Source organism: Dactylosporangium sp. NBC_01737 (assembly GCF_035963215.1).
GTDB lineage: Bacteria > Actinomycetota > Actinomycetes > Mycobacteriales > Micromonosporaceae > Dactylosporangium.
On sequence record NZ_CP109153.1, the window covers coordinates 11595389 to 11612891 of the forward strand.

The window sequence follows — 17503 nt, forward strand, 5'->3', positions numbered from 1 at the left end:
CGGGGTGGGATTCTCGAACAGTGTCCGCACCCGGACCCGCACCCCGAGCGCCTCCTGGATGTCGGCAACGAGCCGGGTGGCGAGCAGCGAGTGCCCGCCGCAGGCGAAGAAGTCGTCGTCCGGGGCGATCCCGGGGTGCTCCAGGGCCTGCGCCCAGAGCTCGATGACCAGGTCCAGCAGCCGGTCCGGCCCGGCCGCGGCCCTGCCGGTGTCCGGCGTCGCGGTGTCCGCCTCGGGTGCGGGCAGCCCGTCCACGATCTCCAGCCGCCCCCGCGCGTCGCGGCGGGCGGTGAGCCCGGTCGGCGCCTCGGCCAGCAGCAGCGCGGCGGGCTGGTGCGCCGACAGTCCGGGCTCCAGCCGCAGGTCCTCGGCGCGCGCACCGGACAGTCCCGTCAGCACCGGCCAGTGCTCCGCCCCACGGGTACGGTCCAGGCCGAGGGTGACCGGCGTGCCGTCGGGCAGGTCGATGCGCAGTTCCTCGGCCGGCCCGCCGTCCGTGGCGCCGGTGCCGATCGGCGCCGGGTCGGGTGCGTGCAGGTCCAGTTCGTTCAGCCGCAGCGTGGGCCGCTCCAGCCACTGCCGCAGCACCCTGGCGTAGTCCTCGACGAGCGCGCGGACCCCGGCGGGGGTGTAGAGGTCGCCGTCGTACTCCAGCCACAGCCGGACCTGCTCGCCTGCGAACTCGATCTCGGCGACGGTGTCGAAGCGGCCGCGGCCGCGCTCGACGTCCAGGACCCGCACCGGGTGCCCGCCGAGGCTCAGCTCGCCGACGGCGTCGACGCGGGGCAGGAACAGGTGCTGGATGAGCGGGGTCCGGTCGGTGGGGCGCGGGGCGGCCACGGCGTGCACGATCCGGGTAAAGGGCAGCCGGACGTGCTCGATGGCCGACGCGACCCGCACCGAGCAGCGTGCCACCGTCTCGGCGAGGTCCGGCGTACCGCCGAGGTCCAGGCGCAACGGGACGGTGTTGGACACCTGCCCGATCAGCGACTCCAGCTGCGGCACGCCGCGGTTCGCGGCGAGCACCCCGAGGATCAGGTCGTCGCGACCGGTGGAGCGGGAGATCGTCGCGGCCCACCCGGCCAGGCACAGCGCGTACGGCGAGCACGGCAGCTCCCGCGCGGCGCGGCGCAGCGCGGGGCCGTCGACGCCGGGCAGGACGAACTCGATGCGCCCGCCGACCCCGCGCCGGATGGGCGGCGCGGCCGGTCCGGGCGCACGTCCAGGCTGGTCGGCGCGTCCCGCAGGGTCTCCTGCCACCAGGCGGTGTCGGCGTCCTGGGCGGTCGGCAGCAGCGCCTCGCGCTCCCACTGCACGAAGTCGCCGTACTGCAGCTCGGGGGCGGACACCGGCGACGGCGCGCCCGCGAGGGCGGCGGCGTAGTCCGCGGCGAGCTCCGCCAGCAGCAGTCGCACCGTGGTGGCGTCCGCGACGATGTGATGCACGGCCACGGCGAGGACGTCCTCGCGGGCCGGGCCGCCGCCGTGCAGCAGCAGGAACGCGATGCCGCAGCCGGCCGCGGGGTCGATGCCCGCCCCGGCGAACCGGGTCAGCTCCCGGTCGCGGTCCGCGGCGGCGTCGGTGTCGGCCTCGCGGGCCGGCAGGTCGAGCTCGGTCACCGGCAGCGGGTCCGGGACCGGCAGCACGACCTGGCCCGGTGCGCCGTCGTGCACCCGCATGGCGCTGCGGAGGATCTCGTGGCGGGACAGCAGCGCGCGCACCGCGGTGTGCAGGGCCGCCGGGTCCAGCGGGGCCGGCACCGCCAGCGCCACGCACTCGGTCAGCGGCGCCTGCTCCGCCGCCGATCCGTCCGAGGACCAGAAGTGCTCCTGGATGACCGCGAGAGGCATGAAGTCTTCAAAGTCTCTCATGCAGATACGGTAACTCACTATGCAGTCATTGCGCATGGGTGACCGGTTCGGGTGGCTTCGCTGCTCTGAAGATGCGCTGTCTGCGGTCCAGTTGTACGGTGAGGCCGTCGGCAGTTGTGGTGTGTGGTCCGAAGACTCGATGTCGACCGCGAAGACACAACACACCCGAGCACCAATTCCTGCAGAGGAGCCATGGGGCATGACCTCAACAAACTCGCAAAACAGGACAGCAACCACACGGGCCGCGCGTCCCGCAGGGGTCTCCCCCAAGGCGCCCCCCGGTCCCTCCGGCACCGCGACACCCACCGCCGGAGGTGGTGGCGAGCGCCGGCCCTCGGTGCTGCGCAACCGCGACTTCTCCCTGGTCTGGGGCGGCGAGTCGATCAGCCTGCTGGGCAGCGAGATCAGCGTCATCGCCCTGCCCTCGCTCGCGGTCCTCGTCTTCGGTGAGGGCGCGCTCGGCGTCGGTCTGCTGATCGCGCTGCAGTGGATCCCGTTCGTGCTGCTCGCCCCCGTGATGGGCGTGCTCACCGACCGCCTCAACCGGCGGATGCTGATGCAGGTCGCCAACCTCGCCCGGTTCCTCATCCTCGGCTCACTGCCGCTGCTCTGGGCGCTGGACGGGCTGACGATCCAGCACCTGTACGTGGCGGCGGTGCTCAAGGGCGTCTTCGACGTCGTCTTCCAGCTCGCCTATCAGGCGTACCTGCCGCAGCTGCTGCCGCGGGAGGACCTGGTCGACGGCAACGCCAAGACCCAGCTGAGCCGCTCCGTCGCGCTCATCTTCGGCCGGAGCGCCGGTGGCGCGCTGGTCGGCGCGCTCGGCGCCGCGCGGGCCATCACCGCCGACGCCATCACCTACCTGCTCGCCGGGCTCAGCCTGATGTTCGTGAAGTTCCGCGAGCCGGCGCCGCAGCCCCGCCCGGGCGGTGTGAAGGCCACCCTCGCGGACCTGCGCGGCGGCGTGACGATGACCTTCGGCAACCGGCTGCTGCGCTTCCTGACACTGATGGCCACCTTCGGCAACACGGCCGTGTCCATGGTCCTCGCGATGATCATCGTGTTCGGCTACCAGGACCTCGAGCTCAGCGCCACGCAGATCGGTCTGGTCCTCGGTATCGGTGGCACGCCGGTCATCCTCGGCGCGATCCTGTCCCGGCGGATCAACGAGCGCCTCGGCATGGGCCGCACGCTGCTGCTGACCCACTCGATGCTGGTGGTGGCGTTCCTGCTGCTGCCCTTCGCGCAGTTCGGCAACACGACGACCGCCGTCATCATCCTGATCATCTCGCAGGGCATCTCGTCGTTCACCACGCCGGTGGGCAACGTCGGTGTCATGACCCTGATCCAGAAGGCCACACCGCCGCAGGCGATGGGCCGCGTCGGTGGCGTCGCCCTGCCGTTCGTCTGGGGCGCCAACGCCGCCGGGCCGCTGCTGGGCAGCCTGGTCGCCGTGACGGTCAACAACGTCGCCGCGTTCTACCTGGCCGCCGCGCTGGCCGTGCTCGCCCTGCTGTGGGTCGTGGCCGGCAAGGTGCAGAGGCTGCACGACGACGTCCCGGAGGACATGCGAGTGGTCGTCCCGGCCGCCCCGCAGTGACCGAGAGGAAGCCATGCTTACCCAGCAGGACGCCCCGGCGGTCCGGGAGACCGGCACGGACACGACGCTGGTCTCCCGGATCGAGGAGTTCGCCCGCACCACCCCGCAGGCCCCGGCCGTGCGGCACGGGGACCGGGCGCTGACCTACCACGAGCTCAACCAGCAGGCCAACCAGCTCGCCCACGACCTCGCGGTGCTGGGGGTGCGGCGCGGCGACATGGTCGCCATGTTCCTGGGCCGCTCCGTCGAGTGGGTGGTCGGCATGCTCGGCTGCCTCAAGGCCGGCGGGGTCTGCATGCCGCTGGACCCGGCCGTGCCGGTCGAGCGGTTCAACCGGGCGATCGATGCGGGGCGTCCGGCCGCGGTGGTGGCCGCGGCCCACTGCCCGGACGCCGGCGAGGTGCCGCCCGTGCCGGTGGGCCTGCCCGTGCCCCCTGCCCGGGCGGCGGCAACCCGACGCCGCCCGGACCCGCGGGGCTGCCCGTGGTGACCCTCGACGCGGGCGTCCCGGTCCGGGAGGAGCTGCCGGACCCGCGGCCCGCGGCGCGACCGGAGGAGCTCGCCTACGCGATGTTCACCTCGGGCTCCTCCGGCGCGGCGAAGATCGTCCTCGCCCAGCACTCCTGGCTCGCGCTCAGCGCGGGTCGCAGCGCCACCATCAACGCCACCACCGCCGCCGACCGCGGGTCCTGGCTCGGTGCCGCCGGCGCCGGGATCGCCATCCACGAGGTCGGCGGCCTGCTCTGGCAGGGCGCGCAGATCGTGATCGGCGACCACGACGTGATCGCCTCCCCGCCCGCGTTGCGCGACTGGCTCCTCGCCGAGCGGATCACCACGAGCTTCGTGATCACCCCCGTCGGGGAGGTGCTGCAGAACCTGCCCTGGCCGCGCGAGTGCGACCTGCGGCTGCTCACCCTCGGCGGGGACCGGCTCAACCGGTGGGGCCCGGCGGACCTGCCGTTCGAGGTCGCCGTGTCCTACGGCAGCCTCGAGGCGTTCCAGATCGCCAACTCCTGCCACCCGTGGCCCCGGAGGCTGACCCCGTCCACGGCCACCGACGCGGACCGCGAGACCGCCCCGCCGGTGGGCCGCCCGATCGACGGGGTCGCCGTCCACCTCCTCGAGGATGACGGCCTGACCCCGGTCGGCGACGGCATCGGCGAGGTGTGGATCGACTCGGACTGCCTGAGCCTGGGCTACCTGGACGACCCGGCGCAGACCGCGGACCGGTTCCGGCCCAACCCGTTCGGCGCGCCGGGCAGCCGCATCTACCGCTCCGGTGACGCCGGCCGGTTCCGCCCCGACGGCATCCTCGAGCACCACGGCCGCATCGACGACATCGTGAAGATCCGCGGCCACCGCGTCGAGCTCGGTGACGTCGACTGGGTGCTCGGCCGGCACCCGGGAGTCGGCCAGGTCGCGGTGGTGCCGACGATGGACGGCGATCAGCGGCGCCTGGTGGCCTGCTTCGTCGCCGAACGCGACATCCTGCCGCTGGAGCTGCGCAACTACGCCATGGAGCGGCTGCCGGACTGGATGGTCCCGGTCGCCTATGTGCAGCTCGACGAGCTGCCCCTGAACACCTCGAACAAGATCGACCGCCGCCGGCTGCCCCCGACGGACTGGGCCCGCGGCCGGCCGGCCCGCGCCTGGCGGGCGCCCGCGCCCGGGGCGGAGACCGAGCTTGCCCGGCTGTTCGCCGACCTGCTGCACATCGACCGGGTCGGCGCGGACGACAACTTCCTGGAGCTCGGCGGGGACTCGCTGCTGCTGGCCACGTTGCAGGGCCACATCGAGCAGGACCTCGGCACCCGGATCGAGATGAACGACCTGGTGACCGACCCGACGGTCAGCGGCCTGGCGCAGCTGATCCCGGCGGACGGCAGCGCCGGTGCCACGGCACCCTCGCTCCCCCCGATCACCCCGCGGCGTCGCTGAGCGTCACCCGTACCGCCGCCGAAACGACAACCGCAAGGACCCGGCTTGGAGGCTGGCATGGATGCTGCCGTGACCACGCAGTCCGCGGACGCTACCGACAGGTTGGTGACCGCGTTCGACCACCACGACCCCGAATACACTCCGCAGACCGCACCGCTGGTGAACAGCGCGATCCGTGACAGGGGGGTGACCTGGTCGCCCGCATACGGCGGCATCTGGATCCTGTCGCGCTACGAGGACGTGCGCGCCGCCCTCACCGACTGGCAGACCTACAGCTCGGCGCGCGGCGTGCACTTCCCCCGCGCCGAGGGCATGCCGATGTTCTCGCCGATCGACTACGACCCGCCGCAGCAGCGCGACATCCGGGACCGGATGGCCGACCCGGTGACCCGCGAGGCGATCGGGGGCCTCGAACCGCAGCTGCGGCGCATCGCCGCCCGGCTGCTGGCGCCGGTGGCCGGGCGCGGGCACGGCGACCTGATGGCCGAGCTCGCCGAGCCGTTCGCGATCGAGGTGCTGGGCGTGGCGTTCGGGCTGTCCGACGCCTGCCGCAGCCGGGTCCGCGAGGCGACGAAGACGATGTGGGCGTACATCTCGACCGACAACGACGCGAGCAAGTTCTGGCCCGCGTTCCACGACATCCTCGCCGAGGAGATCGAGCGGGTGCGGCGCGAGCCCGACGGCGGCTACATCGCCAAACTCGCCGCGATGCGGCGCGACGGCAGGCCGTTGCCGGACGAGGAGCTGTACTCGATCATCGTCAGCTTCTGCGTCGCCGGGCACGACAACACGATGAACTCGATCACCCGGCTGGTGCACACGCTGGGCCGGGATCCGGCGCTGCAGCTGCGGTTGCGCCGCGAGCCGCAGCTGCGCGCGGCCGTCGCCGAGGAGGCGCTGCGCCGCTGGTGCCCCACCGACCGGTTCACCCGGATCACGACCCGCGAGGTCGCCGTCGCCGGCACCGTCATCCCCGCCGGCGCCCGGGTGGTGCTGCTGTTCGACGCGGCCAACCGGGACCCGGAGAAGTTCCCGTCGCCCGACGAGTTCGACCCGGACCGCGGCAACTCGCACCAGCACCTGAGCTTCGGCCACGGCATCCACCACTGCATGGGCGTGCACCTGGCCCGGGCCGAGTTCGCCGCGGTGCTGGACGAGCTGGCCGAGCTGCCGGTGTTCGACCTGGACGGGCCCAGCGAGCTGCACTTCGAGAACGGCCGGCACATCATGTTCGACCAGGTGCCGGTGCGCTTCCGCACCGGGGAGGAGCGCTGAGATGATCGTTCACGCCGACACCGCGCCGCCGCCCACGCTGCTGATCGACCTGGCCACCGGCCTGTGGCGGTCGCAGACGCTGACCGCCGCGATCGAGACGGGCCTGTTCGAGACCCTCGCCGACGGCGGCGCCACCGCGCCCGAGCTGGCCGACCGGATCGGCGTCGGGGCGCGGCCCGCCGAGATCCTGCTGACCGCCTGCGCGGCATTGGGGCTGCTGGAGCTGCGCGACGGCCGCTACTACAACGGCGCCGTCGCCGACCGGTACCTGGTGCCGGGGCGGCCCGACTACTTCGCCGACTACGTGCAGATGGTGGCCAGGTACACCGCGCCCGGCTGGCTGCGGGCCACCGAGGCGGTGCGCACCGACGCGCCCACCAAGCCGGTGCCCGACCCCGACCGCAACATGTTCGAGGAGGGCAACCGCCCGCAGTCGTTCTGGGACGGGCTCTTCGCGTTCTCCACCCTCACCGCTCGCAGCCTGGCCGCCGCCGTGGACCTCTCCGGCGTGCGGCGCATCCTCGACGTCGGTGGTGGCGCCGGGGCCACGCTGATCGAGTTGCACCGGCGGTACGAGCACCTCCACGGCACCGTACTGGACCTGCCGCACGTGTGCGGGCTGGCCCGGGAGCGCATCGGCACGGCCGGCCTGTCGGAGCGGATCGGCACCGTGCCGGCAGACTTCTTCGCCGACCCGATCCCGTCCGGGCACGACGCCGTGCTGCTGTCGATGATCCTGCACGACTGGGACGAGGCGCAGAACCGCAAGCTCATCGCCGGTTGCCTGGACGCGCTGCCGTCCGGCGGCACGCTGCTGATCAGCGAGCTGCTGGTGGACGACGACAAGTCCGGGCCGGTCGACGCGGCGCTGATGAGCATGAACATGCTGGTCGGCACCTGGGGACGCAACTACACGGCGGCGGAGTACGGAGGCTGGCTGCGCGACGCCGGGTGCGCCCGGGTCCGCACGGTCCGGTTCGACTCGCCGGGCGCGAACGGCGTGGTGATCGGGGAGAAGGCGTGATGGACCCGCAGCAGCGGCGCTGGTTCCTCAACGAGCCGTCCGCCGACGCCGAGATGCTCCTGCTGGCCATGCCGTACTCAGGCTGCGGCGCCTCCATGTACCGGGCCTGGCCGGGCAGCATCGGCCCGGCCGAGGTCGTCCCGCTGCAGCTGCCGTGGCGGGAGAACCGGATGCGGGAGCCGCACTTCGGCACCTACCAGGACCTGGCCAAGGCGATGCTGGACGACGTCGGCGACATCGTCACCGCCCGCCCGTATGCGGTGTTCGGACACTGCGGCGGCGCGCTGCCGGCGTTCGAGCTGGTGATCCAGGCCGCCGAGCGCGGCCTGCCGGGGCCCCGGCAGATCTTCATGTCCAGTCAGGTCGCGCCGCAGGACGGCCCGTGGGGACGCTTCCTCGGCCTGGACGAGGCCGGGCTGCGGGCCGAGATCGCCGGGCTGCTGACCGCGATGGGCGCCGCCGCGCAGGCCGAGGAGCTCGTCGACCTGTTCATCGACGTGATGGAGGCCGACGTCGAGGCCAACCGGGTGTACCGGCGCCCGGCCGGCACCGTCCCCGGGCAGATCACCGCGATCGGCTGGGACGCCGACGTCGAGGTGCCGCACCACCTGATGACCGGCTGGATCGACTGGGCGCCCACCGAGAAGGAGATCCTCAAGGGCACCCACTACACGTTCCTGGAAGCGCCGCCGGACCTGCTCGAGCTGCTGGAGCGAAGGCTCGGCTGAGCGGTCCCGCCACCACGTTCGACCGACGGACCCCGGCACACCCGAGTGCCGGGGTCTCGTCGTTCGCACCGTGTCGACTGTGGAGTATCTGCACACTCCACGTGCCAATACCGTGAAGTCTGTATAGTCTGTAATGAATCGCACGCTGACTGGGAGGACCGTGGCATGCCTCAACAGAGCGAGTTGCTTCGTCGATTGCGCCAGCTCCCCGGCGACCGCCGGGACGAACTGCTGGCCCGGCTGGAGGGCGTCTCCTCGGGGATCCGATCGGCCCCGCTGTCGTTCCGGCAGGAGCAGCTGTGGCTGTTCGACCGGTTCGCCCCCAGCAGCCGGGCGTACGGCCTCGGGTTCGCCTTCCCCATCGAGGGCGCCCTCGACACCGACGCGCTCCGCGCCGCGCTGAGCGACCTGCTGCAGCGGCACACCGTGCTGCGCTCGACGTTCCCCGACGACGACACGCAGGGCACCCAGCACGTCCAGCCGGCGCCGGCCGAGCTGCGGCTGGACGTCGAGGACATCCCAGACGGCAAGCTGCGCGCCCGCGCCGACGAGGTCGTGCAGGACGAGCTGCGCCGCGGCCTGGACCTCAACTCCGGCCCTATGGCCCGCTTCCGGCTGCTGCGCACCGACCCCGAGCACCACCTGCTGGTGCTCACCAGCCACTACATTGTGCTCGACCCGCGCTCCGCCCGGGTGCTGCAGCGCGACCTGGCCGTCGCGTACCGCGCCCGGGTCGCCGGCACCGCACCCCAGTGGCAGCAGGAGCCCGTCGACTTCGGCGCCTACGCGAGCTGGCAGCGCGAATGGTGTGAGCAGGACGGCGTCCGCGACGCGAGCGAGCACTGGCGCGGCGCCCTCGCCGGCTGGGAGGGCACCGAGCTGCCCTCCGACGCCCCCCGGCCGCGGCTGCTCGACCTGAGCAGCGACGTGGTCCGCGTGCCGCTGCCGGCCGGCCTCATCACCGCCACCGAGGCGGTCGCCGGCCACGAGCGCGGCGACATCCTGCTCGCCGCGTTCCTGGTCGTCGTCGCCCGCCACACCGCCCGCAGCGACCTCACCGTCGGGCTGCCGTCCGACGTCGCCGGCCCGTTCGACACCGACCGGCTCGTCGGCGACATCGGCAACCTCGTGCCGCTGCGGGTCGAGCTGGACGAGGCCGACACCTTCGCCGCCGTGGTGGCCGAGGTTCGCGCCGCGCGGCAGGCCGGCACCGAGCACAACACCCTGCCCTTCAAGCTGATCCTCGACGCACTCGGCGTCGAGCCGGACGCCGGCCGGCTGCCCCTGGTGCAGCTCGGCTTCGCCGACACCGGCGAGCCCGCCGCCCCGGTCGAGGCCGGCGGGGTGCGCATCGGCTGCGAGCAGGTCGACGCCGGCGCCGGCACGTTCGAGCTGGCCCTGGAGGTCAGCGGCGGCGAGCAGCCCACCGTGGCGGTGCGCTTCGCGACCTCGCTCTACGGCCGCGCCACCGCCACCCGCCTGCTGGAGCGCTTCCTGCAGACCCTCGGCGCGCTGTGCGCGCAGCCCGACCGGCCGGTGGGCGACGCCCCGCTGGGCACCGCGCAGGAACGCGCGGACGTGCTGGAGCACTGGAACACGCCGATCGGCGAGCCCGCCGACACGACGCTGCACGAGCTGTTCGCCGGCGTCGTCGCCGCCGACCCGGGGCACACCGCGCTCGCCTGGCAGGGCGGCAGCCTCAGCTACCGCACCCTGGACAACTGGTCCTGCCGGATCGCCGACCAGCTCGCCGGCGCCGGCGTCGGCCTCGGCGACCTGGTGCCCGTCGTGATGGAGCGCGGCCCGGCGTTCATCGCCGCCGCGCTCGGCGTGCTGCGCGCTGGTGGCGCCTACGTACCGCTGGACATCAGCCAGCCCGACGAGCGGCTGGCGATGATCCTGGAGGACACCCGGGCCGGCACCGTCGTGGTCTCCCCCGGCACCGCCGACCGGGTGCCTGAGCCGCTGCGGCTGGTCGTCGGCACCGACCCGGTGCACGGCACGCAGGACGACGAGGACGCGTGCCACCGGTGCGCGCCGGCCGTCGTGCCGCCCGCCTCCGCCGCGTACGTCATCTACACCTCCGGCTCCACCGGCCGGCCGAAGGGTGTCATCGTCGAGCACCGCAACGCCGCCAACTTCGTGCGCACCGTGCGCGACATGTTCGACCTCACCCCGAAGGACCGGGTGCTGCACTTCGCCTCGCCCGGCTTCGACGTGTCGGTGTTCGAGATCTTCGGCTCGCTGCTCAACGGCTGTTCCCTGTACGTGATGGACGAGGACCAGCGCCGCTCGATCGACGTGCTCGACGCCGTGCTGCGCGAGGAGCACATCACCGTCGTGGACCTGCCGCCGGCCATCATGGAGCTGCTCGCCCCGGACAACTACCCCGACCTGCGCATCGCGTTCGTCGGCGGCGAGGCGTTCACCGGCGAGCTGACCACCCGGTGGGCCTGCGGCCGCGGGTTCTGGAACGGCTACGGCCCGACCGAGACCACGGTCACCGTCGTGGCCAAGAAGTGTGAGGGCGAATGGACGTCCTCGCCGCCGATCGGCCGCGCCATGGCCAACCACCGCGCGTACGTGGTCGACGGCGCCGGCGCCGGGGTCCTCCCGGCCGGCGCGATCGGTGAGCTCGCCGTCGCCGGGCTCGGCGTGGCCCGCGGCTACCTGGGCCGCCCCGACCTGACCGCCGACCGGTTCCGCCCCGACCCGGACGGCCCGCCCGGCTCCCGCCGCTACCTCACCGGCGACCTCGCCGTGTGGGACGACGCCGGCGACCTGCTCTTCGTCGGTCGCGCCGACCGCCAGGTGAAGGTCCGCGGCGTGCGGATCGAGCTCGGCGAGGTCGAGGCCGCGCTGCAGGCCGTCGACGGCGTCGCGCAGGCCGTCGCCGAGGTCGCCACCGACCCGCGCACCGGCGCCCTGCTGATGGCCTACGTGGTGCCCGAGCGCGCCGGTGAGCTCCAGCTGGACACGGTCCGCTCCGCGGTCGCCGGCCGGCTGCCGTCGGCCATGGTGCCCTCTGTGCTGGTGCCCTTGGACGCGGTACCGCTCACCCCCAGCGGCAAGATCGACCGGCGGAAGCTGCCGGCGGTCGAGTTCGCCGCCGTGGACGAGCTCACCGAGGCCGACGAGGAGAACAGCACCCCCACCGAGCGCACCATGCGCGAGGAGGTGTTCGCCCCGCTGCTGGGCGCCCGCATCGGCAACGACGTGAACTTCTTCGCCGCCGGCGGCACCAGCCTCCAGGCCATCCAGCTGTCCTCGCGGGTGAACGCCGTGTTCGGCGTCGCGGTGCCGATCGCCGAGTTCTTCGCCACGCCGACGGTGTCCGGCCTCTCGGCGCTGGTCGACGCGGCGAGCTCGACCCAGGGCTCGCAGCGCGACGCCCTCGCCGAGGCGCTGGACCTGGTCGAGGGCCGCAGCGACGAGGAGATCGCCGAGCTCGCCGCCTCGCTGGACGCTTTTCAGGACGCGTCTCAGGACGCTCGATGAGCGCAGTGACGTTTGCAACCGACTCGCAGTGGGTGCGGCGGGTGCCGCGCGACGGTGCCCGGCTGCGGCTGATCTGCCTGCCGTTCGCCGGTGGTGGCGCGTCGGTCTACCAGGGGATGGCGGCGTTGCTGCCGTCCTGGGTCGAGGTCCTGGCGGTACAGCCGCCCGGCCACGAGGACCGGTCGCGGGAGGACCCGCCGGCCAGCATCCCCGGGCTCGTCACCGCGTGCGCCATCGCCCTGCGCCCGTACACGAGCATGCCCTACGCGCTGTACGGCCACTGCGCCGGCGCGCTGCTGGCCTACGAGATCGCGCACGAGATGGGCAACCGGTTCGGCACGTGGCCCTCCCGGCTCATCGTCGGCGAGCAGCCCGCACCGCAGGCCCCGCCGCCGGCCGCACCGCTGCACCGGCTGCCGGACGAGCAGCTGCTCACGACCGTCCGCGACCGCGGCGGGCTGCCCGACGCGGTCGCCGGCAACGCGCAGCTGCTGGATTTCCTGCTCCCGGTGCTGCGCAGCCAGTTCACGCTCTGGGAGAACTACCGGCACCGGCCCCGCCCGCCGCTGCCGGTCCCGATCACCACGGTCCGCGGCGCGACCGGCTCGGTCGACGAGACCGCCATGGCCGGCTGGGACGAGCAGACCAGCGCCGGGCGCACCGGCGTGACCGTCGAGGGCGGCCACTACTTCATCGTCGGACTGACCGCGGCGGCGGCCCGGGACATCGGCGGGCAACTGCCCACCGGGCCATCGGCCACCGAGGACAGCGCCATGGACGGAAGGACACCCCCGTGAGCACGACCGCCGCCGCCCGGATCCCCTCGGCCACCATCGCCCAGATCGCCGCCGGCGCCGCCGGCGTCCAGGACGCCGCCGCCGTCTACGACCGCAAGCTGCGCGCCGCCGGCTCGCGCCGCACCGCCGAGCAGGGCGCCGGCGGACTCCCGGACGGCGTCGAGATCCCCGGCGACCGGCCGGCACTGGTCCGCGGGCCGGAGCCGGTGCTGCCGCCGGACGCCGTCGCGACCCTGCCGGAGGCCCTCGCCCGGGCCGCGCGGATCGCCCCCGGCCGCGGCACCACCTACCTGCTGCCCGACGGCGGCACCGACCGGCAGACCTACGCCGAGCTGTACGACGACGCCCGCCGCATGCTGGGCGGCCTGCGCCGGCAGGACCTGGCCCCGGGCGACGCCGTGCTGCTGCAATGCGCCGACAGCCGCACGTTCGTCACCGCCTGGTGGGCCTGCGTCCTCGGCGGCTTCATGCCGACCGCGGTCGCGCCGGCTCCGGGGTACGCCGGCGACAACGCGGCCGTGCGCAAGCTCGCCTCCGCATGGGAGCTGCTGGGCCGCCCGCCGGTCATCGCCGACCCGGGACTGCTCGACGGCGTGCGGTCCCTCGCTGGGCGCCTGCCGGGCGGCGAGGCGCTGCGCGTGCTGGACGCCGGCACCCTGCCGGACCCGTCGCCCGCCGACTGGACCGTCCCGGACCCCGACGCGCTCATCGTCAACCTGCTCACCTCCGGCAGCACCGGCACCCCGAAGTGCGTGCAGCACCGTCACCGCACGATCGTGGCCCGCACGTACGCCACGATCGCCGCGAACGGCTTCACCGAACACGACGTCTCGCTCAACTGGATGCCCCTGGACCACGTCGGCGGCATGATCATGTTCAACCTGCGGGACGTGTTCCTCACCTGTGAGCACGTCAACGTGCGCACCGAGTCGGTGATCCGCCGGCCGCTGCTGTGGCTGGACTGCGTGGACCGGTTCAAGGCCACCTGCACCTGGGCGCCGAACTTCGCGTTCTCGCTCGTGTGCCAGCACGAGGACGAGATCGCCGCCGGCTCCTGGGACCTGAGCAGCCTCACCAACATCTGCAATGCCGGCGAGGCCGTGGTCGCCCGCACCGCCCGCCGCTTCCTGGAGCTGCTCGGCCCGCACCGCCTGCCCGCCGACGCCATGGTGCCGTGCTGGGGGATGTCGGAGACCTCCTCCGGCGTGACCTACACCCACATGCACCGCGACGACCCGGCCGCCGGCACGATCGCGCTCGTGCCCGCGTCGCTGGACGGCAGCCTGCGTGAACTGCCCGCCGGCACCCCGGGCGCGGTCGTCGTCACCGAGGTCGGCGCGCCGATCCCCGGGGTGGCGCTGCGCATCGTCGATCCCGCCGACGCGGTGCTGCCCGAGGGGCGGGTCGGCCGGCTGCACATCTCCGGCACCACCGTGCAGCACGGCTACGCGCACAACGAGAAGGCCAACGCGGAGAGCTTCACCGCCGACGGCTGGTTCGACACCGGCGACCTCGGCTTCCTGCGCGACGGCCGGCTGTTCCTGACCGGCCGGCAGAAGAACATGGTCATCGTCAACGGTGCCAACTTCCCCGCGCACGAGATCGAGGCCGTGGTGGAGCAGGTCGCCGGGGTACGCCCGGCGTGCTCGGCGGTCGCGGGCGTGCCCGACGAGGACACCGGCACCGACGCCCTCGTCGTCTTCTTCGTCCCCGACACCGATGACGTGCCCGCCGTCGTCGACGCCATCCGCACCGCACTGTCGCGTGATCTGGCGCTGCGCCCGACGTACCTGGTGCCGGTGACGGAGCAGGAGTTCCCCCGCCAGAACGGCGGGAAGGTGCAGCGCGAGCGGCTCCTGGAGGGCTGGCGCGGCGGCGTGTTCGACGACCGCTGCTACGGCGACTCCGCCGCGCCGGACACTCCCGTCTCCGACACCTCGGCGCTCGCGGTCGTGTGGGAACCGGCGGGGACGCCGCTGCGGCCGCGGCCCGCCGGACCTGTGGTCGCATACGTCTGCGGGCCGGCCGCCGAATGGCTGGACCGGGCCGTCGACGCCCAGGTCTCCGATCCTGGACGGCTCGCTCCGGCGCTGTCCTCGGCGGCGCCGTCCACCGTCGAGGTCCAGGTGCCGCAGGTCCTGTTCGTGGCCACCGGCGATCCCTCGTCGGCGCCCGCCGACGGCGACACCGGCGTCCTCACCCAGTTCCTCGCCGTGGCCGCCACCCTGGCCCGGACGCGTCCCGACGCCGAGCTCACCGTGCTCACCCGTGGCGCCGCGCAGGCCGCCGCCGGCGACCTCATCGTCCCCGGCAGGGCAGGGCTGACGGCGCTGGTGCGCACGGCGGCCTCGGAGCGCCTGATCGCCCGCACCGCGCTCATCGACGCCCCGCCGACGCGGGCGACGACGAGCTGGCGATGCTCGCCGGCCTGCGCCACGACGGCGACGTGGTCGCCGTGCGCGACGGGGCGCCGCTGCAGCAGCGGCTGCGCACCGTGGCGCTGCCGGAGGCGTTCGACGTGCCCACCGGGGTGCTGCCGCGCGGCGGCACGGTCCTGGTCACCGGCGGGCTCGGCGGGCTCGGCCGGACCGTCGCCGAGCACCTGGTCGCCGCGCACGGCGCACGGCTGCTGATCGTCGGGCGTACCCCGGCGTCGCAGCTGCCCGACGGCTCCCGGGAGGCCCTCGAGATCCTCGCGACCGTCGGCGAGGTCCGCTACCGCGCCGCCGACGTCGCCGACCCCGACGCCCTCGCCCGCGAGGTGACCGAGGCGGAGCGTGCCTGGGGACGCGGCCTGGACCTGGTGCTGCACCTGGCCGGCACGCCGGTCGCGCCGCAGTGGGAGCGGTTGTCCGAGCATGAGCTGCGGACCGAGTCCGCCGGCTGGCTGTCGCGGATGCTGCGGCCCAAGGCCGGTGGCTGCGCTGCTGTGGACCGGCTGCTGGCCGCCCGTCCCGGCACCGCGGTCGTGCTCTTCTCGTCCGTGAACGGCCTGTTCGGCGGCACCGGCTTCGGGGCGTACGCCGCGGCCAACGCGGTCCTCGACGGCTGGGCGCAGCGCTGGGCCGCGACCGGCCGGCGGGCGCAGAGCCTGGCCTGGAGCATGTGGGACGGGCCCGGCATGAACCAGGGCAGCCCCCTCGTCGCCGCCGCCCGGCACCGCGGGCTCGCCCTGATCGACCCGGCCCGCGGCACGGTGGCGCTCCTCGGTGCCCTGCACGCCGGCGTGGTGCACCTCCTCATCGGCGCGGACCCGGAGAACGAGCAGATCAAGCCCTTCCTGGCGGCGGACCAGCTGCGCGGCGGCACGATCGCCGTGGCGGTGGTGCCCGGTCCCGGCGAGGACCCGCAGCGGGTCCGCTCCGCGGTCGCGGCACGCCTCGCCGGTGAGGGGATCTTCGCCCGGGTCGCGGTGACGTCACGGATCGAACGGGACCGCAGCGGCGCCCCCGACGCGGCGGCCGTCCTGGCCGCCATCGGCTCCGGCGGCGGCGGTTACACCGCACCCGAGGGCCCCGTCGAGGAGCTGGTTGCCGGTGCCGCGGTGGACGTGCTGGCGGTGCCCCGCATCGGGCGCGAGGACTCGTTCTTCAGCCTCGGCTGCGACTCGGTGCGCGCGTTGCAGCTCGCCGAGGCGCTCAGCGAACGCCTCGGCGCGAGGGTCACCGTCGGATCGCTCTACGAGTCGCCGACCGTGCGCGCGCTGGCCGCCACCATCGCCGCCCCAGTTTAGTCAATGAGGCTCCGGGTAACCGACCACCAACCGGAAGGGGGCCAACATGACAATCGCCAGCGAGCTGAAACACCTCGAGAAGGAAATGTGGCGCGCCAACCGCGAAGGCGACGGCAAGTTCTACGACCGCGTCGTACGGGATGACGCCCTGACCGTGAGCAAACACGGCGTCGCGAGCAAGGCGGACATCGTCCCGAACGTCACCAAGAACGAGAACCCGTTCCTGAAGACGGATCTGACCCACCTGAAGGTCGTGCAGATCGGTGAGGACAGTGCCCTGGTCACGTACAAGGCCACGGTGACCGCGCTGATCGACGACGAGAAGCAGAAGTTCGAGGTGCTGGCCACCAGCGTCTACGCCCGCGAGGACGACGAATGGCGCAGCGTGTTCCACCAGCAGACCGAGGTCTGATCACGGCGATCGGCACGGCCCCGGTCCCCCGCGAACACCGGGGCCGGGGTCGCCGCTGACGTCCTGCCCGGAACCGCCGCGCGGTGCACCTGCCAGGTGCCAGAGTTTGCACCGAGCGACGACTCAGCGGCGGCGCCCGACGACGGGGGTCCGCCGTGCCCGTGGCGCTGCGGGCGCGAAGGTGCAGCGCCTGGAGCGCTCCCTCGCCGAGATCGCGGAGGTCAACGCCCTCATCGCGTCGCCGGCCGACCAGACGAACCTGCTCGCCCTCAACGCCACGATCGAGGCCGCCCGCGCCGGCGAGGTCGGCAAGGGCTTCGCCGTCGTCGCCGGCGAGATCAAGGACCTCGCCCAGGAGACCGCGACGTCCGTGGAGCGGATCAGGACCGTCATCTCCGCCATCGTCAGCGAGACCACCGACGTCGCGGGGACCATCGCCTCCACCGCCGGTGCCGTCGACGACATGCACCAGCTGCAGATCACCATCGCCTCTTCCGTCGAGGAGCAGGCGACCGTGCTGTCCTCGGTCGCCGACCAGCTGTCGCAGGCGACCGCCGCCGCCGATCACGTCCTCGCCGGCCTCGAACGCCTCACCAGCGCCTGACGCCGCATTCCGGCTCGGATGCG

The 17503-nt window shown here is 73.6% G+C and carries 11 protein-coding genes and 2 pseudogenes; 12 read left to right on the forward strand and 1 reads right to left on the reverse strand.

Translation table 11 applies throughout. The annotated features are described in order from the left end of the window. Positions 1–39: 39 nt before the first annotated feature. A pseudogene (locus OHA72_RS65325) lies at positions 40–2285 on the reverse strand (condensation domain-containing protein); the annotation flags it as partial. Between OHA72_RS65325 and OHA72_RS53455 the strand changes: the two are divergent. The 12 genes and pseudogenes from OHA72_RS53455 to OHA72_RS53510 form a co-directional block, all read left to right on the forward strand. Further along, positions 2209–3471: an MFS transporter gene (locus OHA72_RS53455; RefSeq protein WP_327003796.1), complete on the forward strand. Its 1263-nt coding sequence runs from the start codon at positions 2209–2211 to the stop codon at positions 3469–3471. The pseudogene OHA72_RS65325 and the gene OHA72_RS53455 overlap by 77 nt on opposite strands. Before the next feature lie 13 nt (positions 3472–3484). Further along, positions 3485–3961 carry an AMP-binding protein gene (locus OHA72_RS53460; RefSeq protein ID WP_327003797.1) on the forward strand — a complete coding sequence of 159 codons (477 nt, stop codon included), beginning with the start codon at positions 3485–3487 and terminating at the stop codon, positions 3959–3961. Beyond that, positions 3958–5409, forward strand: a complete 1452-nt coding sequence (locus OHA72_RS53465; protein ID WP_327003798.1) for a non-ribosomal peptide synthetase — start codon at positions 3958–3960, stop codon at positions 5407–5409. Before OHA72_RS53460 ends, OHA72_RS53465 begins: the two co-directional genes overlap by 4 nt. A gap of 105 nt (positions 5410–5514) precedes the next feature. Next, positions 5515–6684, forward strand: a complete 1170-nt coding sequence (locus OHA72_RS53470; RefSeq protein WP_327003799.1) for a cytochrome P450 — start codon at positions 5515–5517, stop codon at positions 6682–6684. A 1-nt stretch (position 6685) separates the two neighbouring features. Continuing rightward, on the forward strand, positions 6686–7708 hold the full coding sequence (locus tag OHA72_RS53475) for a methyltransferase (RefSeq protein ID WP_327003800.1): 1023 nt from the start codon (positions 6686–6688) through the stop codon (positions 7706–7708). After that, on the forward strand, positions 7708–8436 hold the full coding sequence (locus OHA72_RS53480; protein WP_327011833.1) for a thioesterase II family protein: 729 nt from the start codon (positions 7708–7710) through the stop codon (positions 8434–8436). The genes OHA72_RS53475 and OHA72_RS53480 overlap by 1 nt, the downstream gene beginning before the upstream one ends. 165 nt (positions 8437–8601) lie before the next feature. Further along, positions 8602–11934 (forward strand): non-ribosomal peptide synthetase, encoded by a 3333-nt coding sequence (locus OHA72_RS53485; protein ID WP_327003801.1) that lies wholly within the window; start codon positions 8602–8604, stop codon positions 11932–11934. Beyond that, positions 11931–12731 carry a thioesterase II family protein gene (locus OHA72_RS53490; protein ID WP_327003802.1) on the forward strand — a complete coding sequence of 267 codons (801 nt, stop codon included), beginning with the start codon at positions 11931–11933 and terminating at the stop codon, positions 12729–12731. The genes OHA72_RS53485 and OHA72_RS53490 overlap by 4 nt, the downstream gene beginning before the upstream one ends. Next, positions 12728–15364, forward strand: coding sequence for an AMP-binding protein (locus tag OHA72_RS53495; RefSeq protein ID WP_327003803.1), 2637 nt, complete (start codon positions 12728–12730; stop codon positions 15362–15364). Before OHA72_RS53490 ends, OHA72_RS53495 begins: the two co-directional genes overlap by 4 nt. Then, positions 15262–16464, forward strand: a complete 1203-nt coding sequence (locus OHA72_RS53500; protein ID WP_327011834.1) for an SDR family NAD(P)-dependent oxidoreductase — start codon at positions 15262–15264, stop codon at positions 16462–16464. Before OHA72_RS53495 ends, OHA72_RS53500 begins: the two co-directional genes overlap by 103 nt. Before the next feature lie 46 nt (positions 16465–16510). Continuing rightward, positions 16511–16876: a nuclear transport factor 2 family protein gene (locus OHA72_RS53505; RefSeq protein WP_327003804.1), complete on the forward strand. Its 366-nt coding sequence runs from the start codon at positions 16511–16513 to the stop codon at positions 16874–16876. Positions 16877–17039: 163 nt separating this feature from the next. Beyond that, positions 17040–17480, forward strand: a pseudogene (locus tag OHA72_RS53510) (methyl-accepting chemotaxis protein); the annotation flags it as partial. Between the last annotated feature and the right edge of the window lie 23 nt (positions 17481–17503).

Excerpts from the sequence above, each read along its gene's own strand:
- OHA72_RS53505 (WP_327003804.1), top strand. The coding sequence starts at position 16,511 with ATGACAATCGCCAGCGAGCTGAAACACCTCGAGAAGGAAATGTGGCGC.
- OHA72_RS53480 (WP_327011833.1), top strand. The coding sequence starts at position 7,708 with ATGGACCCGCAGCAGCGGCGCTGGTTCCTCAACGAGCCGTCCGCCGAC.
- OHA72_RS53475 (WP_327003800.1), top strand. The coding sequence starts at position 6,686 with ATGATCGTTCACGCCGACACCGCGCCGCCGCCCACGCTGCTGATCGAC.
- OHA72_RS53460 (WP_327003797.1), top strand. The coding sequence starts at position 3,485 with ATGCTTACCCAGCAGGACGCCCCGGCGGTCCGGGAGACCGGCACGGAC.
- OHA72_RS53485 (WP_327003801.1), top strand. The coding sequence starts at position 8,602 with ATGCCTCAACAGAGCGAGTTGCTTCGTCGATTGCGCCAGCTCCCCGGC.
- OHA72_RS53490 (WP_327003802.1), top strand. The coding sequence starts at position 11,931 with ATGAGCGCAGTGACGTTTGCAACCGACTCGCAGTGGGTGCGGCGGGTG.